The organism is Thermococcus sp. CX2, assembly GCF_012027555.1.
Taxonomy (GTDB): domain Archaea; phylum Methanobacteriota_B; class Thermococci; order Thermococcales; family Thermococcaceae; genus Thermococcus.
This window is the reverse complement of sequence record NZ_SNUQ01000003.1, coordinates 185,601-208,032: the sequence shown is the minus strand read 5'-3', so window position 1 is coordinate 208,032 and position 22,432 is coordinate 185,601. Positions and strand designations below refer to the sequence as shown.

The window sequence follows — 22,432 nt, the reverse complement described above, 5'->3', positions numbered from 1 at the left end:
GTAAACATAAGGCTTTTATACATCCAGAATGAGAAGAAAAAGGGAGGTTATTTTCTGTTGGAGGGATGAGCAATGGAGCCAAGGATAGTTGAGGAAATGAGGCCCTTTTTTGACCCAACGGCGGTCGCTATCATCGGCGCAACCAACAAGAAAGGGAAAGTCGGAAACGTCATTTTTGAGAACTTCAAGATAAACAAGGAGCGCGGTATCTTTAAGGGCAACATCTACCCGGTAAACCCAAAGCTCGATGAGATAGACGGTTACAAGGTCTACAAGAGCGTTGAGGAGCTCCCTGATGACACCGATTTGGCCGTCATCTCGATTCCTGCCCCGTTCGTTCCGGACACGATGAGGCAGATAGCGAAGAAGGGCATTAAGGCAGTTATCATCATTACAGGTGGCTTCGGTGAGCTCGGTGAAGAAGGAAAGAAGCTCGAGCGCGAGATCTATGAGATTGCCAAGGAGAACGGCATAAGGATCATCGGTCCAAACTGCGTCGGTGTTTACGTGCCAGATACAGGAGTTGACACCGTCTTTCTGCCCGAGAGCAAAATGGACAGGCCAAAGAGCGGGCCGATTGCTTTCGTCAGCCAGAGCGGTGCTTTTGCCGCTGCCATGCTCGACTGGGCGGCAATGGCTGGAATAGGCATAGGCAAGATGGTCAGCTATGGCAACAAGCTCGACGTCGACGATGCCGACCTTATGGACTACTTCATCCACGATGACAGCATAAACGTCGTCACCTTCTACATCGAGGGCGTGAAGGATGGAAGGAAGTTCATGGAAGCGGCTAAAAGGATAACCAAGGTCAAGCCGGTCATAGCCCTCAAGAGCGGAAGAACCGAGTACGGTGCCAAGGCAGCGTCATCGCACACCGGTTCCCTAGCTGGAGCCGACACAATCTACGACGCCGTCTTCAAGCAGACGGGTGTAATCCGTGCCGAGGACTTCGAGCACATGTTCGACCTTGCGAAGGCCTTTGCGGCTCTCAAGGACAAGCTTCCGAAGGGCGACAGGATAGGCATAATCACCGACGGCGGTGGAGCCGGAGTCATGGCGAGCGACGCGGTAGCTAAATTCGGCCTCAGGATGGCCGAGCTGAGCGAGGAAACGCTCAAGTTCCTCAAGGAGAACTTCCCACCGCACGCTGTCGCTGGCAACCCAACCGATGTCGTCGGCGACACCGATGCCGAGCGTTACAGGATAGCAATTGAGGGATTCGTCAACGACCCGAACGTAGATGCGATACTTGTAATAGTCCTCTTCCAGGTTCCGCTCCTTGAGGAGGAGAAGATAATCGACATCCTAGCCGAGTACCAGAAGAAGAGCAACAAGCCAATAGTTGCTGTAGCGATGGGCGGTAAGAAGACTGACTACTACGCCAAGATGCTCGAAGAAAAGGGCGTCCCCGTCTATCCAACCCCCGAGAGGGGAGTTAGGGCCCTGGCGGGCCTTGTCAAATATGCCAAATACCTCAGGAGGGGGGACTGACCCCCTTATTCCATTTGCGGTGGTGATATTATGAAGGAAGAGGCCCTGAAAGTTATTGAAGAGGTTTTGAAGTCCGGGAGGACTGCACTCGTTGAGTACGAGGCCAAGCAGGTCCTCAAAGCGTACGGCCTTCCCGTTCCTGATGAAAAACTTGCCAGGACCCTCGACGAGGCTCTCAAGTACGCGGAGGAGATAGGCTACCCGGTTGCCATGAAGCTGATGTCGCCGCAGATACTCCACAAGAGCGACGCTAAAGTAGTTCTCCTCAACATAAAGACCCCCGAGGAGCTCAGGGAGAAGTGGGAGCTCATACACGAGAATGCGAGAAAGTACAGACCAGATGCTGAGATACTCGGCGTCCTCATAGCTCCAATGCTCAAGCCAGGAAGGGAGATCATCATAGGCGTTACCGAAGACCCGCAGTTCGGCCATGCAATAATGTTCGGCCTCGGTGGAATCTTCGTCGAGGTTCTCAAGGACGTCACCTTTAGGCTGGTGCCGATTACCGAAAATGACGCCAGGAAGATGATCAGGGAAATCAAGAGCTACCCGATTCTCGCCGGAGCGCGCGGAGAAGAACCAGCGGACATTGATGCAATAGTTGACCTCCTCCTCAGGGTCAGCCAGCTCGTGGATGAGCTCAGGGACTACATCAAGGAAATGGACCTCAACCCGGTCTTCGTCTACGAGCAGGGCAAGGGTGCAGTTATCGTCGATGCAAGGATAATCGTCAAAGAGCCGGCAGAGAAGAAAGAGTAGATAAGCTCCGAGTACAAGGAGAGGTGCGCCTGAGCCTCAGGCTTTTTCTTTCCCATCTATTTCTTCCCTCGTGACTTCCTGGATGTAGCCCAAAATGTCGTGGAGGATGAGGAAGCTTATCGTGGCATCAACGGCAGACAAAAGATTGCCAGCGATGAGGAACAGCAGCGCGAAGAAGAACTCTATTGCAGCATAGATGAGGGCGATTTTTATGGCGGTTCTGTTCTTCCTCACGAGGCCATAAGCGAGCCCCATGCTCAGAAGGCCGAAGGCAAGGTAGACAACCGAGCCGAAGGAGTAGGCGTAGTACAGAAGCAGAAAGCCGTTGAGAAAAAGAAGATAGGTGGCAAGGGTTAGCCGTTTCATGTAATCCCCAGGTAACCCTCAAAGATCTCCACGTATTTAAACCCATCGTCCGGGAAGACTAGGACGTAGGTTTTCTCCCCGAATTCGCTGGAGATCTTCTCGTACGCCTTGACCACCGCTCCCGAGCTGAGCCCTATCAGGAGACCGTCCCTGCGGGCCACTCCAATGGCCCCTTCAATGGCCTCGTTCCGGGTTATCTCCACGACCCTGTCTATGTCTACCTGGAAGTACCACTTGGGCTTCGTTTCAAGGCGCTTTATGCCGGGGATCTTCTCACCCTTCGCTGGGACGACGCCCACAACGGTTGTATCGTAGCGCTCCTTGAAGTACTTTGCCAGACCCGCTATGTGGCCTGAAGTGCCTATGCCCGCTATCACAACGTCGGGCTTTTTGCCGATGCTCTTCAGCTGCTCGTCTATCTCCCTGGCGGTAAAGCGGTAGTGGGCCTCGAAGTTGTCGTCGTTCTCGAACTGGTTGAGGTTAGCTGCTCCGGCCTTCTTCGCCTCTTCGACGACGTACTGAACCATGGCGGGATCTATGGTCTCGAAGTCCGTCATGACGACATCCGCACCGAGTACTCTGAGCAGAACCTGGGTGGCCTTTGGTGTCGGCTTTGGCAGGTATGCCCTGAACTCAATACCGAGAACGTTGCTGAGCGCCGCAAGAGAAATCCCGACGTTGCCGGAAGTTGCCTCAAAAAGCTTTCTGGTGCCGTTGATGTCCCCGCGCTCGATGGCCTTCATAAGCATGTTAAAAACGGCCCTGTCCTTAATGCTCCTGCTGAAGGGGTTAAAGAACTCTAGCTTGGCAAAATACATCCCCCCTCTCAGTAGAAAGCCTAACCAGGGGGGTCGGCTTGTACTTTTCGAACAGTTCCAGTGTGTTGTTAAACACGTTCATTTGCCATCACCATAAAGGGCTCCGATAAAGCCTTTAAAAGCTTTCCTAAAACGAACAGTTATGGACAGAATTGGGTAATGAATTTGCGTTTTAAATGCTTGGACATAACTCCAACAGTTGCATATTATCCAATGTGAGTTTTAATTCTCGTATTTTAAAAGCAAAAGTGTTATATACAACTTTTGATAATTATAATTGACAACCTTGTTGAGGGGGGCGAATGCGAAAGTGGGTAACAATGCTCCTCCGTGGACTTCTCCTCCTGAGCAGTTTTCAGAGTGTCAAAGCAGAAGTAACACAGACTCCTACGCCATCTCAAACAACCTGTCAAGACTGCTCCTGCATTGATGTTAACGTTCTTCTAAACCAACTTGCAGCAAACATCACGAACTTGAGTCTCACCATCGGGCAAAAGGAGTCCAAGCTTGAGAACCTGCACCGCGAATGGGAGGCCACCAAGAACACGAGCATCCTCTTCGAGATCGTGAGGCTGAAAGATGAGATTAGACTTCTCACCAACGAGCTGAAGTACCTGGAGCGCCAGAGGCTCAGCCTCGAACTCGTCCAGAACTACACTGTGGAGACGCCTTACGGGAGAAAAGTCCTGAACTACAAACTGCCCTCAGAGAGCGCCATCGTCCAAGAGCACATTAAAAAGGTTCACCCAGTAAGAACTGACGTGGACTTGGCGTGGTTCATAGCCTACTACAGGCAAGCGGCCGAACTGACGTTTACGGTAGTAGTTCAAACAGACATAAAAATGAAAGAACTGCTGAAGAAAGTCAAAGCCGGAAACTACACTGAAGAGACCATCGAGGAGATTTTCACCCTGCTGGACAGGAGAGAAAAACTCTGGGAAGAAATCTACAAATTCGCAGAAGAGAAAGAAAAACTACAAACCCTGCAAACACTCAAAGAAACCGGGCGAAAGCAGACACTAATCGCAAGCACCACCGGATTAGAACCGCTAGCAATTCACTTCGGAGGAATTGCGGAAGGGTATAACTGTGGGTTATGTTCCGAACCTGCCCCTGCACTACCTGGAGTATATAGCCAGTATGATGCTGATCAGGCGCCTTACGTTCGATATCTATACTTCTCTCCAGCAGCAGTTTGGGTAGGAATATACGAAAGCTCAACTCCGAACAGGGCAACATTTTGGGGAGATTACTGTACTTATGACTTCCCTGATACGGGAACGGACTTTAAAAAATACTGGGATCAAGCAGTATGGTTACATCCAGCTCTTCCATATATTGGCGGATCAATTCAAATTAAACTGTTCTATAGTGGATCTGCGTACAATCCTGAGACACTTAGCTACCAAGAGAGCAACATAATCTGGCAGGTTGAGTGCAACAATGGAGGTTGTTGGGTTGTCACAAACTGCCTAAAACCTCTTCAGGATCCGGATGTTACTCATTATAATGGATTCTACAAACTGTACCTTAACACACCCTATCTAGTGTGTTGTGGTGGAGGAGACGTTGGAAGTTCTTGTAAATGGGCGAACAGGCATTGTAACGGATGTTTTGCCCCAGACAGCGCGAGATCTCAAAACTTTGCAATCTGTACTAGAGAAGAATACGGAAACCAATGTGGATGGGACTGGGTACTAAGGTGGTAAATGGTGAAGTATCATGAAGAACGATAAAAAGGTTTTGGTAGGATTTTTAATTTTTATTTTTGCTGTTTCTTTATTTATTATCCAAATCCAACAAGATAACTCACCCATTCCTAATGAGGGTGAAGGATTACATTTACAAAACAAGTCCAACATCTCAATAAGTGTCAACGAAACATGTGATGATAAGACACTCGTTCCGATAGCAACTGATGGGATTAATTTCGAGGGAGAGACTACTGGTTTCATTCAATGTTTATCGGCAATCCAAGTTAAATCTCAGTACTATCAGAGCGGACTTAAGCATCTTGTGAACTTCACCCTCTTCCTTAACGGAACGCTGAAGGCGAACATGACCTTAGAAGGTGTGGAAGGGGAGTATTTCTGCATTCCTGAGGGGGTAGTCGTGTATTCATACTATCCAGGAGAGCGGAGAAGCTCCATGGCGCTGTTTGACTACAACTTAACCCCCGTATGGAAGGAAAAATACCAGGCCTTTCCGGAAATGTACCACAATGGGAGCATAATCCTCGTGGATTCGTGCATTTACTTTGTGAACACTTCTGACGGGAACGTAAGCAGGAAGATATGCCCCGACGTCAGGAGGTCATACATCTCACACATAAGGATTTTGGGTGAGACGGTGTACTATACAGTGGGCTACTATGACATTAATCTGTGGAAAACGAGGGCGTTGATATACCTTGTGAGGGACAAGGAAGTGAAAAAGAGTGAAATCGCCACAATTGAAGGGCACCCCCTTGGTGTTAGACTGCTGATTGACGCTAACGATGAATATGTAGCGGTGGCTTACTACCTTCGGGACGAGCTCAGGAACGAGAAGGACGGCGTTTGCGTCTTCACAGCGGGGAGCTTAAGGAAAATCGCCTGTAGGGAGTTTGAGGACGGCGAAAGGCCTGTGAACATCAAACTCGAAGGAAACATCGTTTATGTCCAGACAACAAAGGGGGTGAAAGCTTACAAGATACTCAGTCCGTGGTGACCAATGGTGTACCCAGGGATGCCTGTATAAGGAACTGCACCAGCATCCCCGATGTGAGCTTGGGAGAATCTCATGAGAGGAATGAGATGCTTTAAAGCACACCTTCCCTCACGAGTTTCTCCCTTATCTTCTCGAACTCCCCAAGGGAGCCGCGCACCACCGGATACTTCGGCACGAACGGACAGGGCTCTTCAGGTTCTATGCTTATTTCGAACGTGCCTATCTCCTTTGCTATTTTGACTATCTCCTCCTTGTCGAGGCCGATGAGGGGCCTCAAAATAGGCAGATCACTCGCCTGACTTATTATCAGCAGGTTGTCAAGGGTCTGCGATGCCACCTGCCCGAGGGAATCGCCCGTAACTATAGCTTTTGCCCCGATTTCATGTCCAACCCTGCAGGCCTTCCTCAGCATCGTGTACTTGCAGAAAAGACACGTCCACTTGGCCTTTCCAATCTCGACCAGCTTGGAAAAGATCGGCGCCTGTTCCTCGTAAGCATCAACGATTACGGGCTCATTGAGCTTCCCGTACTTACTCAGAATCTCGCAGAGCTCCAGAACCTTTGACTCCTTCTTATCGCTCTGCTTGAAGTGGACCGGCGTTATCTCCATGCCCTTTCTGAGCATAAGGTATATCGCCACGGGGGAATCAATGCCCGAGCTGAGCAGTGCAACGGCCTTCATGTCTGAGGGAAGGAAAAAAGGATATATGAAGTTTTCCGCAACTTAGAGTTCCAAACCTCTCAGCTGGAGCAGACTGTTGTAGGGGAGCCATGCAAGTATTAAGCTAGCTCCCACCAGCTCTGGGATGGCGAGGCCTTTGAAAACGCGGGCCCTCACCATGTAGACAACCACTACAAAAGTAACGACCGAAAGAACCGCCCAGAGCATCCCAATGGAAAGGCCAGAGCGGGCGAGCTTGAGGCCAACGATGGCTATATCTCCAAGAGCCAGGACGTAGAAGAGAATCGCCGAAGGGGCATGTGGGGAATATTCCTCCGGAAAGACCCCAACGAGGAAGAGGGAGACCATCGCGAGGGGCATCAAATAAGCAAGCCCGCTCCTGAAGGCACCGATTGAAGCCACGAAACCGAGAACCGCGAAGAGCATTATGAAATCGTTGAAGAGATAATTGTTGGGGTTTTTTACCGACCCCATGTCGCTGAGGGCGTTGTCGGTGAATGAGAACCAGGGGTTCTGGTAAACGACAACGGTCAGCCCAATGAGAAATAAGAGTGGGAGGAGGAGAGCAATGTAGGTCGGGAGTTTTGTCGGCTCCATAACCTCACCTCAACATGCCCTATTTTTCGGTTCTTCGCCGAAGACGGCCTTGTAGAGCTTTTTGAACTCCTCCCAAGAACCCCTTATCACTGGATGCCTCGGTATAAAGGGAATCTCGTCCTCAGGGAGAGTGGACAGCTCAAAGGTGCCTATCTCCTTTGCTATTTTGACGATTTCCTCCTTGTCCATGCCTACGAGCGGGCGGTAAATCGGCAGATCGCTCGCCTGGCTGACGATGTACATGTTCTCCAGGGTTTGAGAGGCCACCTGGCCGAGGGAGTCACCCATCACGATGCCCTTTGCCCCGAAGTCCCTCGCGATTCTATCGGCGTGGCGAACCATCATGAACTTGCAGAAGACACAGGTGTAGTTCTCCTTTTTAAGCTCCTTGAGCTTCTGGAGAATTCTCTCGCGCTCTTTGGGTTTAACCACAATCAGCTCGCCCTTGCCGCCGTAGCCGTACTTCTTGAGCTGGTTCCATATCTTCCTGACCTTTTCGAGGGTCTTCTCGCCCATGTAAATGTGCACAGGTATTACCTCTACACCGCGCTTCATCATGAGGAAAGCGGCAACCGGTGAATCAATGCCGCCGCTGAGCAGAGCCACGACCTTGCCCTGGGTGCCGATGGGAAGGCCGCCCCAGGTGCGGATTTTGTCGACGAAGATGTAAGCTTTGCCCTCCATCAGCTCAACGCCAACCTCTATGTCGTACTCATGAAGATTAACCTCGCTCTCCTCGTTCTCGAGGATGTATTCGCCGACCTTGGCCTGGATCTCCGGACTCTTCAGCGGAAACTCTTTGGTTATACGTCTCGCGGTTACCCTAAAGCGGGGCTTTTCTAAGCCTAGCTCCCTCTTCTTTCTGCGGAAGAGCTTGAGGGCCGTCTTATTGATTTTCTCCATTTCGGCCTCGACTTCCATGGCCGGGGAGAGCGAGACTATACCGAAGACCCGCTTAAGAACCTCAACGGCCTCTCCAGCCCTGTTCGTCTTCACCAGAATTCTACCGTGCTTGGCCTCAATCTTCTTGAACTCCACACCCTCGCTCACCAGGGCCTCGCGGATGTTGTTCATGAGGATGTTCTCGAACCATCTCCTCGTCTGCCTCGACTTTGTGCCTATCTCACCGTAGCGCACGATGACAACGTTGAACATGTGCATCACCTCACCACGTGGGGGAACTTTATCACTATCTCTACGTACTTCTGGATGACCACGTAGAGAACTATCGAGATGAGGTACGAGGACAGCAGTATCAGCTCGTTCATCTCGAAGATATGGGCGGCTATTTCCTTTGCCCTCGGGGTGGCGTCAACTATGGCGCGCATGTACTTGGCCTTGAGCCAGTGATTTATTTGAACGGCCAGGACAAGGAGCAGAACCCCAGCTACCCCCCACATCTTACCGAGCGCCAGCATGAGGAACAGAGTGGACGCAACTATTATCCAGCCGCCTATGACCCCGAGGAGTATGACGAACTCTATCATCCTTCCATCAGAAAAGGTTGAGGGATTGGGAATAAAAAAGTTGCTAAATGAAGCGGGTTATTTCCCCAAGGATACGACGCCTCCCGTGAGGTTTCTGTTCCCGCCGGGGATAACCAACGGGAATCACCCCGACGAGGTAGTAGTTTTCATCGAGTCCAGCGAGTTTTCTGACCTCCTCCTCTATCCCCCGGAAGTTAGTGACGCCTATATAGACCGTCCCGAGTCCCAGCTCTACTGCCTTCAGCATGAGGTTTTGTATGGCCATCGCCGCGCTCTCAACGCTCCAGATGAACTCCAAATCGTCGAATTCGCTCCCCTCGAGGAAGCGAACCCTCTTATCTATGAAGACGGCGATGTAAACTGGGGCTTTGTACATGCCTTCCTTGTACATCCTCTCCTGGAGCTTTTTCATCTTTTCCTCGGGGATATTAACAGCGCGGTAGTACTCCTCCATGCCCCTTGTTATGAGGCGATAGATCTTTTCCCGAGAGTCTTCGCTCGTAAACACGACGAAAATCCAGTTTTCAAGTCCGCTGGCAGTGGGGGCCCTTACTGCGGCCTCAATCATACTTCTGATGGCCTCTCCCGGAACGTCCCTCTCGTCAAAATACCTGACAGAGACCCTCTTTGATATAGCTTCATTGAGCTCCATGACATCACCCCAGAGAACTTCAACGGCAATATTAATCAGCCTTTCCAAAACCAAAGGTTTAAGAAAAAGGACGGATAGTCTCTACAAGGTGAAAGTATGTACGGATGGAGAGGCAGGCTGGGTCTTATCGTTCCCTCATCAAACACAACAATGGAGATGGAGCTCCACTCGGCGCTCCCTGAGGGGGTCTCGCTCCATACCTCAAGGGTTCCGCTCAGGAACGTTACAGAAGAAGAGCTCATCAAGATGAACGCTTTAGCGGTTGAGAGCGCCAAGCTGCTCCGCGATGCGGGGGTCGAGCTTATACTCTACGGCTGCACGAGTGGTTCATTCATCGGCGGCAAGGACTTCGAGAAGGAGCTCGAGGCGAAGATGGAGAATGAAGTAAACGTCCCCGTTGTCAGCACGAGCACCGCCGTGATCGAGGCACTGCGGATGCTCGACGCCCAGTCAATACTCGTGGTTACTCCCTATACGGACGAAATAAACGAGCGCGAGAGGGAGTTCTTGGAGGCCAACGACTTCGAGGTTCTCGACATAAGGGGCCTCGGTATAGAGGACAACACCCAGATAGGGAAGCTCGAACCCTATGAGGCCTACCGCCTGGCCAAAGCGACCTTCGTTGATGAGGCAGACGCGATATTCATAAGCTGCACCAACCTCAGGACCTTCGAGATAATCGAGGCACTCGAGGAAGACCTTGGAGTGCCGGTCGTCACCAGCAACCAGGCTTCTCTTTGGCTTGCCCTGAGGGAGCTCGACGTCATGGAGAAGATTCCCTGGCTTGGAAGGCTCTTTGTGGAGTTCTAAGCCTGCCTCCCTCCAACATTTTTATGTCCACCCCTCCGAAACCCTTTTAAGAGGGCATGCCGTTTTCTCAAGTGTTAGTCACTGAGGGTGATACATATGGAGCTCCTCAACGCGGCAAGGGAACTTTCGATATACACCGCTTACAACACGAACGTCGATGCCATAGTTTTCCTCAGGGGAGAGACCGTCCAGAGGCTCATAGACGAGTTCGGGGCGGAGGCGGTTAGAAGAAGGATGGAGGAGTATCCGAGAGAGATAAACGAGCCCCTAGACTTCGTTGCGAGGCTCGTCCATGCCCTCAAGACAGGCAAGCCGATGGCCGTTCCGCTCGTGAACGAGGAGCTTCACTCATGGTTCGATTCTCACTTCAAATACGACGTTGAGAGAATGGGCGGTCAGGCTGGGATAATAGCCAACCTCCTGGCCAACCTCGACTTCAGGCGCGTTATAGTATACACGCCCCATCTGGCTAAAAAGCAGGCCATGATGTTCGTTGATAGGCCCAACCTATTCTATCCCGTTGTCGAGGACGGGAGGCTGGCCTTCAAGCACCCGCGCGAGGCCTACCGCGAGGGCGACCCGATAAAGGTTAACCGCATCTTCGAGTTCCGCGCGGGAACTACCTTCAAGCTGGGAAACGAGACGGTAGAGGTTCCATTCTCAGGCAGATTCATAGTCTCGGCCCGCTTTGAGCGCATCAAAGTACACACCGAGCCGGAGCTCAGACCGTTCCTCCCGGAGATAGGCATGGAAGTGGATGGTGCCATTCTCTCGGGCTATCAGGGAATAAAGCTCCGCTATTCTGACGGCAAGGACGCCAACTATTATCTCAAAAAGGCCAAGGAGGACATAATGCTCCTCAAGAGAGAGAAAAACGTCAAGGTTCATCTCGAGTTCGCCTCGATCCAAAACAGGGAGCTCAGAAAGAAGGTCATCTACAACTTATTCCCGCTCGTCGACAGCGTAGGCATGGACGAGTCGGAGATAGCTCACATCCTGAACGCTCTGGGATACTCAAAGCTCTCGGACAGGATATTCACCTACAACCGCATCGAAGATACCGTGCTCGGAGGGAAGATACTCATCGACGAGATGAACCTCGAGATCCTTCAGATTCATACGATTTATTACATCATGTACATCACCCACACGGACAACCCATTAAGTGAAGAAGAGCTGAGGAAAAGCCTTGAGCTGGCCACAGCCCTTGCTGCAGCGAGGGCTTCACTCGGCGAGATTAAATCGCCCGAGGACTACAGGGTAGGCCTCAAAGTCCCATACAACGAGCGCGGTGAATACGTCAAGCTCCGTTTTGAGGAGGCAAAAAGAAGACTGAGGACAAAAGAGTACAGAGTGGTCATAATCCCGACGAGGCTCGCGCAGAACCCCGTCTCGACGGTTGGGTTGGGCGACACGATTTCCGCCGGGGCCTTCACGAGCTACTTGGCACTGCTAAAGAAGAAAGGGGAACTCTGAATTTTTATTCTTCCAGAATCGAGTCTATCAGTCTCGCCTTCTCCTGAGCCTTTCTGAGGTGCTCCACGGTGACTTTCGTGTAAATCTGGGTCGTCGAGAGGTTCGAGTGACCGAGTAGCTCTTGAATCGCCCTTATGTCCACACCGTTCTCGAGCATGTGGGTGGCGAAGCTGTGGCGGAGCATGTGAGGAGTAGCCCTAACGCCCGCCCTCTCACCGTACTTCCTGAGGAGATACCAGATCGTCTTTGGCGAAAGCTTGTCTTTCCTCTCGCGCCTCTCCTCCACGAGGAGGTACTCGCTGTCGTCGTTCCTGCCCTTGAGGTAAGCCCTTATCTCCTCCAGCAAGGAGCGGGAAATCGGGACTATTCTATCCTTCGCACCCTTTCCACCGCGAACGACAAGGAGCGAGCGCTCAAAATCCACATCGGATTTTTTCAGATTGCACAGCTCGCTAACGCGCAGACCAGCGCCGTAGAGAAGAAGAAATATAAGTCTGTCTCTCTTCCTCGTCGGAGGAATCACCGAAAGGAGCCTTCTAACTTCCTCCCTTGTGAGGCTCTTGGGCAGGCTCTTAGGCACTTTGGGAGGTTTGAGCTTCTCGGCCTCCTCATCGTAGCCCTCAAAACGGAAATAGGAGCGGAGCGCTTGAACAACAAGGTTAAGGCTCCTGTTGGAGTAACCCTCCTTTCTCAGCCGGGCAAGAAAACGAAGGGCGGAGCGGGCGCTAAGTTCCCCACCCCATTCAAGGTAACGCCTAACGTAGTAGGAGTACATCCTAATCGTGTTCGGGCTCTTGCCCTCCAAATCAAGGTAGGTCTCGTACTCCTCGATGAGGCCGTTTAGCTCTTCCATGTCACAGCCCCTTCAGGAGCCCCTCGATGTCGTCGGGCTTAACCTCCGGGTCAGCGGCGACCTCAGGCTCTTCAGATGGCTTCGGTGGTAGTGGCTCCTCTTTAGGGGACTCGGGCGGTTTCGGTGGTTCTTCCCGTATGGCGAGGCTGAGGTAAACGGTCTTGAGGAGCTCCTCAACAAGAGCCTTGTCCTCGGCGAAGATGTAGCCCTGACCAACGACAACCCTGCCAGCCAGTCCGAGCTTTTCGACGGCCTTCCCTATATAGGCCTCATCTGGAACCGGCTCAGCCGGGAAGAGGGACTTCCAGGCTTCGTCAATGCGGAAGATGTTCTTGGCGTTCTCAAGAAGGGCCTTCAGCCCCTCATTCTCTTCCCTAAGCCTGTCGTTTTCGGCTTTAATCTCCTCATAAGCCTTGGTGAGCTTCTCGTACTCCTCGTGGAGCCTCTTGTACTCCTCGGCCAGGCCATCGTAACGGCCCTTGAGGTCGAGAAGCTGGTTCCTCAGTGCCATGTACTCCGGGAGAATCTGGAGGCTCTTGAGACCGGCCCTAACCAGGGTGTTCTTGAGCTCCTTTCTGACGAGCTCCACATCTACATGCTCGAGGTCGTGGCCGAGGGGGAGCTTCATCCTCTCGACGTGGCCGACCATCTCGCTCAGTTCGCTGAAGAGCCTTTCAGCCAAATCCCTTCCAACCCTGTCCGCGTCCGTCGCTATGATTAGCAAATCAGCTCCAGCAGCTGCGCTCTTGGCTATCTCGACGTTGGTCGTCGGGATTATGGAGGAAATTGTTATGTTGTACTCACTTCCCAAAGCCAGGCCCTGGAGAGCCTTACTTACCACTTCAACGTCACTCGCACCTTCAACTAAAATTCTAACATCGACTATGGCCATTCCCATCACCTCACGGGGTCGTTACCCCTTTGAAAATAAGGCGGGCTCTTTAAAAATCCTCCCTCAGCTCAATCTCAAGGCTCGGCCTTTCAAGAACCACCCTGCCATCCGGAAGGAGTGAAATGCTCAGCGCGTGGATTTCAACGCCTGTTTTCTTGGCCTCACTCAGAAGGTGTGCTATCTCAGGGTCGCCTTCTTTGTAAGGTCTGAACTTTTCAACCCCCGGCATAGCCCCAATGAAGAATATCATCGCCCTCTTTCCAGCCTTCTGCAGCTCTATCAGCTCCCTTATGTGCTTCTGGCCGCGGAGCGTCGGGCAATCGGGGTACATCGCGTATTCCCCGCTTTCACCGCCCCTCAGAACCGCGCTCTTCATCTCAGCGTAAACCTCTCCACCCGGACACTCAAAGAGGTAATCCAGGCGGGACTTCCCAACGGTTACCTCCTTCCTCTTTATCCTGCAGTCCTTAAGCCAGGGAACCAGGCCAAGCTCCAAGGCTTTCTCAAAGGCTTTAGCTTGAGTTCTCGTGTCTATGATGGCTCCCTTTCCGCCTAGGTCTTCAAAGGCCACCAGTACAAAATCCGTCTTCCCCCCGCTCTTGGGAACGCAGAAGGCCTTTCTGCCCTCAACCATGAACTCATCCAATCTGCCCGTGTTGGTGACCAATGCCCTTCTTTCCTCTCCGTCAACCTCTACAAGGGCAACGAAGCGGTTGAGCCTTTTGAGGAACATGCATGGTACAACGTTGAGCCTGAGCAACTCCATGGATTGACCTCCCCGTCTCGGGATAAAAGCGTTGCTCTGGAAATTTATGTCCAGAAACTGGATAATTCCGGGGGATAAGATTTCCCGCGGTCTGTTCTGAGGCACTTGAGTACAATGAACTCCCAGCCCACCTAAAACCTTAAATATCTCCCGATCGAGCATTTAGATGGAAATCTTAACGAAAGAGGTGATCGAAATGGTTGACTACGAACTCCTGAAGAAGATAGTCGAAGCCCCAGGCGTTTCTGGGTACGAGTTCTTAGGCGTAAGGGACGTCGTTGTGGAGGCCTTCAAGCCGTACGTTGACGAGATAAAGGTTGACAAGCTCGGCAACGTCATAGCCCATAAAAAGGGCAACGGGCCAAAGGTCATGCTGGCTGCACATATGGATCAGATAGGCCTTATGGTTACCCACATAGAGAAGAACGGCTTCCTTAGGGTTGCTCCAGTTGGAGGCATTGACCCAAGGACTCTCATAGCCCAGCGCTTCAAGGTCTGGATTGGCAAGGACGAGTTCATCTACGGTGTCGGTGGAAGCGTTCCGCCGCACATACAGAAGCCCGAGGAGAGGAGCAAAGCTCCGACCTGGGACCAGGTTTTCATCGACATTGGAGCAGAGAGCAAGGAAGAGGCAGAGGAGTTGGGCGTCAAGATCGGCACCATAATAACCTGGGACGGAAGGCTTGAGAAGTTAGGAAAGCACCGCCTGGTCAGCATCGCCTTCGACGACAGGATAGCAGTCTACACCCTCGTCAAGGCCGCCCAGGAGCTCGGCGAGACCGATGCGGACATATACTTCGTGGCCACCGTCCAGGAGGAGGTCGGCCTCCGCGGTGCGAAGGTTTCAGCCTTTGGCATTGACCCTGACTACGGCTTCGCCATTGACGTTACAATAGCTGCTGACGTTCCCGGCACTCCTGAACACAAGCAGGTCACCCAGCTCGGAAAGGGAACCGCAATAAAGATAATGGACCGCTCCGTCATCTGCCACCCGACCATCGTCAGGTGGATGGAGGAGCTCGCCAAGAAGTACGAGATACCCTACCAGTGGGACATCCTCCTCGGTGGAGGAACCGATGCTGGCGCAATACACCTCAACAAGGCCGGCGTTCCAACGGGAGCGATAAGCGTTCCAGCGAGATACATCCACTCCAACGCGGAAGTTGTGGACGGACGCGACGTCGATGCGGGAGTTAAGCTGATGGTCAAGGTTCTCGAGGAGATTCCGGGACTTAAGCTCTAACTTTATTTCCCTAAATTTAAAATAATATTCTTCTCTATTTCCGTCCACATTATCAACTATCCAGAATTGCTAGATAATACTATTGGAGTTTAATGCTATAATCATGCATAAAAGCTCTTTAAAACATCTACAAATCGAAAAGTTTTTATTATCCTAGCAGATAATAAGAATGCCCTCACCACAAATGGGGGGAGACGATGGATAGAAGGAAAGTAGGGGCTGTTGGATTGGTTGTTCTGGCCATCTTCCTGATGGTAGGGAGCGTGGCAGCACTCCACTACACCACAGTGAAGCCAGGGGTCATTGCAGGGGAGGACTATGAGTACAGAGATGTCAACTACTTCTTTGCCAGTGGGGGATTCAGTGCCTATGCGATGGGGCAGTGGGAAGTACCGCCTCAATACACTCTAGCACTTGTCCTCTGGGATCACGCCGCAACGTCATGGGGGGATGGCCTGGTTTGGAGAATTGAGAGGTGGCACTCAGCAGACGAGGTAGGAACCAGAGTTTATGGAACCGTCGGTTCATATGGTGACTGGATCGTAGCCCTTGTACCAGCGCCAGTAGGGTAATGATCCATGGACCTCTAATAGCTCAGATAGAGGTGGTGAGGAGTGAAAAAGAGTGTCTTCCTTTTCCTCTTTTTATTTGGTACCTGCCTCGTGACGCCCGCAGCAAAGGGCACCACTTACAGCCCGTTTTGGTTTGAACCGGGAACGTATACTGCATACCACGCCGTTGACAATTTCAGCAATGCAATGTTAGTCTATTGGTTTAACGGGACGTATTATCTTGTAAAGTCAGTCAAAGCAATTCTGATAAATTTCACAATCATATCCGTGGACTCTCAAAAAGGAATTGCAACAGTGGGCGTTGAGGTAGTTCTCACTCCGAACTCCAACGATATCGAGAGAAATGACACGTCTAATGGAATAAACATAGTATTCGTCCCTCAGGACAACGCTCCAAATCTCCCTAGAAATCCCTTCTGGGATGAGACGGTATATGTGGCCAACAACTCCATACAGATAGGTAACAAGGACGTCTTACAGGTGAAAGTGACGTCTCTTCGGCCGATAACAATAAGGGGCAAATACTTGATATTCTTGGAGAATGGAAGCGTTTACGATTTAGAGGGCAGGTATTACGGCCACACCGCACTGTGGGGATTAAGAGACCTAAATGTGAATGACACCTTCCTAATACACAACGGCACTCCAATAAGGATTCGTTCAAACCAAATCATCAACACGACCATATTGACGTACTATGGTCCCATTGAGAAACCCAATGGAATTCTTATAACCGAACCTTCGGCGATTGATTTGCTGTTCTATGAGACAAAAGGTGCCAGTATTGTTTCGTACAATCCCCAACTGGACATTATGCTGACTTTTATGGGGCCCATCGCTGATCTCCAGGCGATAGGAATCCTGGACGTTTCAGTGGCAGATGAAAGGGCAATAAGTTACGCCCGTGAGCACATGAAGGATTTAGTCAACACGAAAGAACCCAAGGAACTGTGGATGCATGGGGTTTCCCTTTTCAAGACAAACATTCAGAATAACAATCAGGTTGTCGAGAGTAATCCCCCAAAAAGCGGACTTAAAATTGGATTTTTCATTTCATTATCTGTCCTCGTTGTGATAATCCTTCTGAAAGGGGGTGTCCTGCGTGGGAAATCTGCGTGAAGCTTTCACTTGGGAGTTAAGCGAGCACATGCGCCTGTTTGTTTTGACAATCAGCATTCCAACCCTCGTTCTCATCTTTGCCTCTCAACTCTTCGAGGCACGCAGCTGGTTCCGGGCGTCAGGATTTGGCCAGGAAACAATACGGATCCTTACTGGATCAGCCATCATCTCCACTTTGGGCTCCTCCGAAATGTGGGTGATTCTGGTGTCTATAATATCCGTGTTGTCCATTTTAGTTTTCAGGCAGGAGAGGGACATGGGATATGCGCTTTCTCTCTACACACTTCCACTGTCAAAGAGGGAGTTTTTCTTCGTGAAGACTGCTACCGTTTATCTGCTCTCTTTGCTGGTTACTTACATTTCAATCTTTCTTGTCATCCTGATAACCCAGGCCGATAACTGGACTGCCCTTCCCATAATATTGGGCAGTGGGAATTTCGCTTCGGCTATGATTCTTGTCCTTTACTTCGTTCTCTACTCCGTGGCTGTTTCCATAGTGGTGTCCCTTGCCTTCAGAAACGCCTTCCTAGACTTCCTTGTTTCCTTTTTCCTCCTTGCCGTTCCCAATTTCATTGGTCTGAGCGTTCCCCCATTTAGGTTTGTTAACAGAATGACAATGTTGGCGCTGATTGGCCCCAGTACGCTAGACATTGTCAGAATGGAGTTCTTTGCAGGAGTAGTTGTGCCGGGGATCCTTCTCCTCGCCGGCATAGTCATGATGGACAGGAGGGATGTGCTGTGAAGAGACTCATAATAACACTCCTTGTTGCCCTGCTCATGTCTTCCTTTGGGTTAATGGCCGCTTATTCAATCAAATCAAACGTTGAAATAAACACGCCCCCTGTCGCTCTAAAGAGCACGGAAGATGGAGAATACGATTCATTTGTCTTCTACGTTCCTGGATGGATGAAAGCAAGACTAACCTGTTCGGGAGGCACTGGAATTGTTTATATCAAGAACGTCTTTGCAAACTCGATCATCTTCGAGGAAAACATGAGCCAACAGCTCACGGTCGAGTTTCCAATTCCGTATGAAGGGGACTACCTCCTGCAGTTCAGTGGCTCCGGAATGCCAACCTGTGCCCTCCTTATGAGAGATCTGCACCCTCCCAAAAGGGTCCAGGATGCTTACTATGGCCTTGGAATTCTCGTAAGTGTAATCCTTTCTATGACCTTAATGAGGATGAGGTGGTCCAAGTGATAACCGCCGAAAAACTGACGAAGAGATTCAGGAGCATCACGGCCCTCAACGGCGTCACGGTCAAGATCCCCAAAGGAACCAACCTTATCGTAGGTCCAAACGGAGGTGGAAAGAGCACATTCTTGAAGATAGCAGCAGGAGTCTATCGGCCTACTTCAGGAGACATCAAAGTTTTCGGAAAGAACCCTTGGTCAGATGGCGCCGTGAGAAAACGTATTGGCGTCGCTTTTGACCCACCAAGGTTTCCCACATTCGTCACGGGACGAGAATGGCTCTCTATCTTCGCACGGGCGCGTGGAAAAGACGACGTGGAAGAGGTTGCAGAAATACTCGGGATAGACTACCTTGACAGGAGGATAGTTTCGTACTCCTCCGGAATGCTCAAGAGGCTCAGCTTGGCTCAGGCATTAGTGGGAAATCCAGATCTGGTGATGCTCGACGAACCACTGGCAAACTTAGACTTCAGTGGAATAAGGGACATCATTGGAACTATCAAGGAACTGAGGGAAGAAAAAAGCTTTCTGATAATCAGCCACATGTGGGAGCCTCTGCTCCCAGTGGTGGATAGGGTCTATGTGATAGCCGACGGCAGGCTTGTGGCCCAGGGGGATGCAGGAGAGATAGAGGAGACCCTTCGGCGGCTCTACTATGGACTCAAAGGATAGTGAATTTCCCCACTTTCAGACAAAGACCAGCAACGTACATGGTTCGATACTCATGCACCCCCAAGTTGGAACAGACAGGCTTCATATAGAAGTATGTCCACTCAGCGGGCAACTAGTTTATACTCCCCTCTCTTCCGCCAACTTTAAAAACCGGTCCGAGCATCTCTTAGAGGGACAATGTACAAGGGTGCTCGGCATGGAGTCAAGGATGACAGAGGTGCCCTTCTCAGGAGGATGGGAAGCTCTAATAAGCGTCGCGGTGAATCCTGAGGAGCTCTTCCCAACGTTTCCCTATCGAGCAGAGGTCACCAGGATGAATGAAAGGTCCGTCGCAAGGCTTTCCCTCAGGCGTTTTCCCTGGAAGTTCGAGTTCGAAGGCTTTTTGGAGATGGCATTCAACGAGCCCCACGTCACCTATGTGATGAAAGGCCAAAGGGGCCTCCTGATTCTCTCCTTCAGGGCCGGAGATGGAAACCTGGTGGCGAGGGCTTCGGCGGATATCCCCGGGGAGAAGTTGCTCGGGAAGAAGCTCCAGTTGCTCGCAGAAGGCTCTGGAAAGGCTCTTGCTCGAATGGCTGAGAGCCATTACGTGCTGGCCCCGCTGATCTTCGGTTCAGGGGAGGAGTTCATCTTAAGGAGATTCGAAGGCCCACTGCTGGCACATCTGCTCCGCTACATCCTGCTAAAGACGTCCAAGCGCTCCTTTAGGGTGATAGGGAAAGCTAAGGAAGATGGGTTCATTGCGGATGTCACAGATGGAATAGTCGAGAAAATCGAATACGAGACGTTCTCTGGAACCTCTATACTGGAGATCAAAAAAGACCTCCTCGATGTTTCGGAGGAGGACTTCTCCGAGATGGACTTGAACGGTGAGTATATAATTAAAATCGAGGCGCTGTGAGGGTCAGGACTCCTCGTTCACAGAGGCTTTTTCAAGGCCCTCTTTAGACGGCGGCTCATTCTCGGCAACGACTGGAACCCCAGCAAACCCTGATTCTCTCTTCTCTTTTTCTAAAAGCTCTCTTTCTAATTTCCTCAACTCGTACCAGAAAAACAGCGCACCGAGGCCGATGCCCAGCAGGACGAAAGGCCACTTGGATGGGAGCGGCAGACCGCGGTGCCACGTGTAGAGGAGGTAGTTCTGGTAGAAGAACAGATAGCCGAGCCAGGCCATCAGCATTGCCTCAATGGTGTATTCAATGAGCCTCTTGTCCTTATCTTCCATCCCTTTCCACCTGGGGAAAGGTTAAAAGCGAGCCGTTAAAACTCTTTCCCATGAGTGAATACTTCCCCTACAATAAGCTCAGACCTCATCAGCAGGAATTCATAAATCTCGTTAATGAAGCCGTCCGAAAGGGTGAAAACGTTATAATTGAAGCCCCAACAGGCTTTGGAAAGACGGTAAGCGTTTTAGCTGGAATTCTGCCCCACGCGATAGAAATGGGCTACAAGGTGATTTACCTAGCCAGAACTCACAAGCAGATGGACCGCGTTATAGAGGAGTTGAAGGCCATAAACAGGAAAACGCCCGTTTCTGGCGTCGAGCTGAGGAGCAGAAAGGATCTGTGCCTCCACACATACCTTGTGAACTACACCACTGACGCCTATAACGCCATGGTAGTCTGCAAGAACCTCAAGAAGCTCGGAAAGTGCCCCTATTACGAGAACGAAAAGAAGAAGCGAGAGGAGTTCAATGAGGTAGTGAGGTTCTTTCTGCAGGAGCCGAGTCACCCAATGGAGATACTCGACTACGCTCAAACGCTGGAGCTCTGCCCTTACGATATGACGAGAAGGATAGCGGAGAAAGCTAACGTCATAGTCGCGAGCTACCTCTATCTTCTCAGCCCAACGATAAGGGAAAACTTCCTCAGCTCGCTCGACATCGAGTATTCGGACTTGATAGTGGTCTTCGACGAGGCCCACAACCTTCCAGACCAGGCCATAAGCGCTCTCAGCGACAGGCTGAGTATACACACCATCAGCAGGGCCATAAAGGAGGCCGACGAGTACAGGGAGCACGAGATAGCCAACTTCCTGAGCATCTTTGCCAGGGGCCTGGAGATTCTCTACGAGGAGAAGCTCAGGGAGAGGGACGTCCAGGAGGTTCCGATTCAGCCCGAACTAATCTTTGCCCACGTCGTTGATATACTCAACCTCGACGGCCGCTACCTCGTGAAGACCCTCAACGAGATGGTCGAGGTGGGCGATTCCATAAGGGAAGACAGAATAGAGAAGGGCAAACCGCCGAGGAGCTATGTCGGAAGGGTCGGCGAGTTCCTCCTCTTCTGGCTCTCGCTCATCGGGCGGGAAGACTATCTCTTCCTCATGAGCAGGGAGAAGGGCCTCAGCCTTGAGCTGGTCGCCCTCGATCCGGCCAAGGCATTGAGCTTCATCAAGAATGTGCAGTCGGCGATATTCATGTCTGGAACATTAACGCCTCTCGAAGCCTTCCACGACGTCATGGGAATCGAGAACGCCAGGCTGAAGAAGTTCCCGCGCATGGTCAAGAGGGAAAACGCGCAGGTTTTAGTTGCAAGGGACGTCTCGACGCGCGGAGACGAGCGCTCGATGGAGTCCTACAGGAAGATGGTGGACTACATAGTCGAGGCCGTCAAGCTCATACCGAAAAACGTCGGAGTTTTTGCAGCTTCCTACGAGGTTCTGCAGGGCCTGCTCTCGGCCAACCTTGAAGTTCGCTTGGAGGAGACCGGAAAGGCCATCTTCATCGAGAAGCAGGGCGCAAGCTCGAAGGAGAACGACCTCCTCGTTGCCAAGTTCAAGGCCCACGCGAGAGATAGGGGGGCGGTTCTCCTTGGAGTGATGGGAGGTAGGAACAGCGAGGGGCAGGACTACAGCGGTGACGAGATGAACGGAGTCGTTTTAGTTGGCATCCCCTACGCGAGGCCCACGCCAAGGGTTCAGGCACAGATAAGGTATTTCGAGAGGAAGTTCCCTGGCAAAGGCAGATACTACGGTTATTATTTGCCCGCCCACAGGAAGCTCGTCCAGGCCGCGGGGAGGGTGCACCGCTCGACCGAGGAGAAAGGGTCGATAATAGTCCTTGACTACCGCCTGCTGTGGAACAGCATAAAGAAGGACCTGCCGGACTGGATGCGGGAGACGATGAGGCCCGTTGACCTGGGAAGAATGAGACTGTATCTGAGGCGGTTCTGGCAGCAACCTTTGCAAGGCAAAGCGACCAAAGAAGGGACTGCTTTTAGATGATCCCTTTTATCAGTGTGCGACTCTCTGGGGTCTTTCTAGAGAGGATTTCT

At 51.4% G+C, this 22,432-nt stretch carries 25 protein-coding genes; 14 read left to right on the top strand and 11 right to left on the bottom strand.

The features are described 5' to 3' along the window. The first annotated feature begins 72 nt into the window (after positions 1-72). A complete protein-coding gene (locus E3E23_RS08160; protein ID WP_167907828.1) occupies positions 73-1,491 on the top strand; it encodes an acetate--CoA ligase family protein in 1,419 nt (472 codons plus the stop codon). Between the two features lie 30 nt (positions 1,492-1,521). Further along, complete coding sequence (locus tag E3E23_RS08155; RefSeq protein ID WP_167907826.1) at positions 1,522-2,250, top strand: acetate--CoA ligase family protein; 729 nt, start codon at positions 1,522-1,524, stop codon at positions 2,248-2,250. A 36-nt stretch (positions 2,251-2,286) separates the two neighbouring features. On the opposite strand, the gene E3E23_RS08150 is transcribed toward E3E23_RS08155, so the two are convergent. Together E3E23_RS08150 and E3E23_RS08145 are read right to left on the bottom strand one after the other, a co-directional pair. Continuing rightward, the gene (locus tag E3E23_RS08150) at positions 2,287-2,616 is read right to left on the bottom strand and encodes a hypothetical protein (RefSeq protein WP_167907824.1); all 330 of its coding nucleotides are present in this window, start codon (positions 2,614-2,616) and stop codon (positions 2,287-2,289) included. Continuing rightward, positions 2,613-3,434 carry a cysteine synthase family protein gene (locus E3E23_RS08145; protein WP_167907822.1) on the bottom strand — a complete coding sequence of 274 codons (822 nt, stop codon included), beginning with the start codon at positions 3,432-3,434 and terminating at the stop codon, positions 2,613-2,615. The genes E3E23_RS08150 and E3E23_RS08145 overlap by 4 nt, the downstream gene beginning before the upstream one ends. A 302-nt stretch (positions 3,435-3,736) precedes the next feature. Between E3E23_RS08145 and E3E23_RS08140 the strand changes: the two genes are divergently transcribed. Both E3E23_RS08140 and E3E23_RS08135 read left to right on the top strand, forming a co-directional pair. Beyond that, positions 3,737-5,143 carry a hypothetical protein gene (locus tag E3E23_RS08140; RefSeq protein ID WP_167907820.1) on the top strand — a complete coding sequence of 469 codons (1,407 nt, stop codon included), beginning with the start codon at positions 3,737-3,739 and terminating at the stop codon, positions 5,141-5,143. A 307-nt stretch (positions 5,144-5,450) separates the two neighbouring features. Beyond that, complete coding sequence (locus tag E3E23_RS08135) at positions 5,451-6,143, top strand: hypothetical protein (RefSeq protein ID WP_167907818.1); 693 nt, start codon at positions 5,451-5,453, stop codon at positions 6,141-6,143. 91 nt (positions 6,144-6,234) lie between these two features. Here E3E23_RS08135 and E3E23_RS08130 read toward each other — a convergent pair whose 3' ends face one another. From E3E23_RS08130 to E3E23_RS08110, 5 genes are read right to left on the bottom strand one after another with little or no spacing between them, the layout of a single operon-like run. Next, entirely contained in the window at positions 6,235-6,825 is a 591-nt protein-coding gene (locus tag E3E23_RS08130) for a 7-cyano-7-deazaguanine synthase (RefSeq protein ID WP_167900934.1), read from the bottom strand. Between the two features lie 42 nt (positions 6,826-6,867). Next, on the bottom strand, positions 6,868-7,422 hold the full coding sequence (locus E3E23_RS08125) for a DUF998 domain-containing protein (protein WP_167907816.1): 555 nt from the start codon (positions 7,420-7,422) through the stop codon (positions 6,868-6,870). 9 nt (positions 7,423-7,431) lie between these two features. Continuing rightward, positions 7,432-8,577, bottom strand: coding sequence for a tRNA uracil 4-sulfurtransferase ThiI (gene thiI / locus E3E23_RS08120; protein WP_167907907.1), 1,146 nt, complete (start codon positions 8,575-8,577; stop codon positions 7,432-7,434). Positions 8,578-8,582: 5 nt separating this feature from the next. Next, the gene (locus E3E23_RS08115; protein WP_167907814.1) at positions 8,583-8,909 is read right to left on the bottom strand and encodes a hypothetical protein; all 327 of its coding nucleotides are present in this window, start codon (positions 8,907-8,909) and stop codon (positions 8,583-8,585) included. A gap of 43 nt (positions 8,910-8,952) precedes the next feature. Continuing rightward, complete coding sequence (locus E3E23_RS08110) at positions 8,953-9,561, bottom strand: nitroreductase family protein (RefSeq protein WP_167907812.1); 609 nt, start codon at positions 9,559-9,561, stop codon at positions 8,953-8,955. A 96-nt stretch (positions 9,562-9,657) separates the two neighbouring features. Here E3E23_RS08110 and E3E23_RS08105 point away from each other — a divergent pair, with 96 nt between their 5' ends. Together E3E23_RS08105 and pfkC are read left to right on the top strand one after the other, a co-directional pair. Next, complete coding sequence (locus E3E23_RS08105) at positions 9,658-10,371, top strand: aspartate/glutamate racemase family protein (RefSeq protein WP_167907810.1); 714 nt, start codon at positions 9,658-9,660, stop codon at positions 10,369-10,371. 96 nt (positions 10,372-10,467) lie between these two features. Next, on the top strand, positions 10,468-11,847 hold the full coding sequence (gene pfkC, locus E3E23_RS08100) for an ADP-specific phosphofructokinase (protein ID WP_206205682.1): 1,380 nt from the start codon (positions 10,468-10,470) through the stop codon (positions 11,845-11,847). A 4-nt stretch (positions 11,848-11,851) separates the two neighbouring features. Here the strand turns inward: pfkC and xerA are convergent, their stop codons facing one another. Genes xerA through sfsA form a run of 3 tightly spaced genes read right to left on the bottom strand, consistent with a single transcriptional unit; the run spans position 11,852 to position 14,358 of the window. After that, positions 11,852-12,700 (bottom strand): site-specific tyrosine recombinase/integron integrase, encoded by an 849-nt coding sequence (gene xerA, locus E3E23_RS08095; RefSeq protein WP_167907808.1) that lies wholly within the window; start codon positions 12,698-12,700, stop codon positions 11,852-11,854. 1 nt (position 12,701) lies between these two features. Continuing rightward, positions 12,702-13,592 (bottom strand): toprim domain-containing protein, encoded by an 891-nt coding sequence (locus E3E23_RS08090; protein WP_167907905.1) that lies wholly within the window; start codon positions 13,590-13,592, stop codon positions 12,702-12,704. Positions 13,593-13,641: 49 nt separating this feature from the next. Beyond that, positions 13,642-14,358 carry a DNA/RNA nuclease SfsA gene (sfsA, locus tag E3E23_RS08085; RefSeq protein WP_167907806.1) on the bottom strand — a complete coding sequence of 239 codons (717 nt, stop codon included), beginning with the start codon at positions 14,356-14,358 and terminating at the stop codon, positions 13,642-13,644. A 196-nt stretch (positions 14,359-14,554) separates the two neighbouring features. On the opposite strand from sfsA, the gene E3E23_RS08080 reads away from it, so the two are divergent. The 7 genes from E3E23_RS08080 to E3E23_RS08050 all read left to right on the top strand — a co-directional run bounded on the left by E3E23_RS08080 (position 14,555) and on the right by E3E23_RS08050 (position 20,058). Beyond that, entirely contained in the window at positions 14,555-15,601 is a 1,047-nt protein-coding gene (locus E3E23_RS08080; RefSeq protein WP_167907804.1) for a M42 family metallopeptidase, read from the top strand. Positions 15,602-15,798: 197 nt separating this feature from the next. Continuing rightward, positions 15,799-16,173 carry a hypothetical protein gene (locus E3E23_RS08075; RefSeq protein WP_167907802.1) on the top strand — a complete coding sequence of 125 codons (375 nt, stop codon included), beginning with the start codon at positions 15,799-15,801 and terminating at the stop codon, positions 16,171-16,173. Positions 16,174-16,215: 42 nt separating this feature from the next. Beyond that, on the top strand, positions 16,216-17,292 hold the full coding sequence (locus E3E23_RS08070) for a hypothetical protein (protein ID WP_167907800.1): 1,077 nt from the start codon (positions 16,216-16,218) through the stop codon (positions 17,290-17,292). Next, positions 17,276-18,034: an ABC transporter permease gene (locus tag E3E23_RS08065; protein ID WP_167907799.1), complete on the top strand. Its 759-nt coding sequence runs from the start codon at positions 17,276-17,278 to the stop codon at positions 18,032-18,034. Before E3E23_RS08070 ends, E3E23_RS08065 begins: the two co-directional genes overlap by 17 nt. Beyond that, positions 18,031-18,492 carry a hypothetical protein gene (locus tag E3E23_RS08060; RefSeq protein WP_167729759.1) on the top strand — a complete coding sequence of 154 codons (462 nt, stop codon included), beginning with the start codon at positions 18,031-18,033 and terminating at the stop codon, positions 18,490-18,492. Before E3E23_RS08065 ends, E3E23_RS08060 begins: the two co-directional genes overlap by 4 nt. After that, positions 18,489-19,157 (top strand): ABC transporter ATP-binding protein, encoded by a 669-nt coding sequence (locus E3E23_RS08055; RefSeq protein ID WP_167729758.1) that lies wholly within the window; start codon positions 18,489-18,491, stop codon positions 19,155-19,157. Before E3E23_RS08060 ends, E3E23_RS08055 begins: the two co-directional genes overlap by 4 nt. A 196-nt stretch (positions 19,158-19,353) precedes the next feature. Continuing rightward, the gene (locus E3E23_RS08050; protein WP_167907798.1) at positions 19,354-20,058 is read left to right on the top strand and encodes a hypothetical protein; all 705 of its coding nucleotides are present in this window, start codon (positions 19,354-19,356) and stop codon (positions 20,056-20,058) included. 3 nt (positions 20,059-20,061) lie between these two features. Here the strand turns inward: E3E23_RS08050 and E3E23_RS09990 are convergent, their stop codons facing one another. Beyond that, positions 20,062-20,382 (bottom strand): hypothetical protein, encoded by a 321-nt coding sequence (locus E3E23_RS09990; protein ID WP_206205681.1) that lies wholly within the window; start codon positions 20,380-20,382, stop codon positions 20,062-20,064. Between the two features lie 50 nt (positions 20,383-20,432). On the opposite strand from E3E23_RS09990, the gene E3E23_RS08040 reads away from it, so the two are divergent. Continuing rightward, positions 20,433-22,382, top strand: a complete 1,950-nt coding sequence (locus E3E23_RS08040; protein ID WP_167907797.1) for a helicase C-terminal domain-containing protein — start codon at positions 20,433-20,435, stop codon at positions 22,380-22,382. Positions 22,383-22,432: the final 50 nt, after the last annotated feature.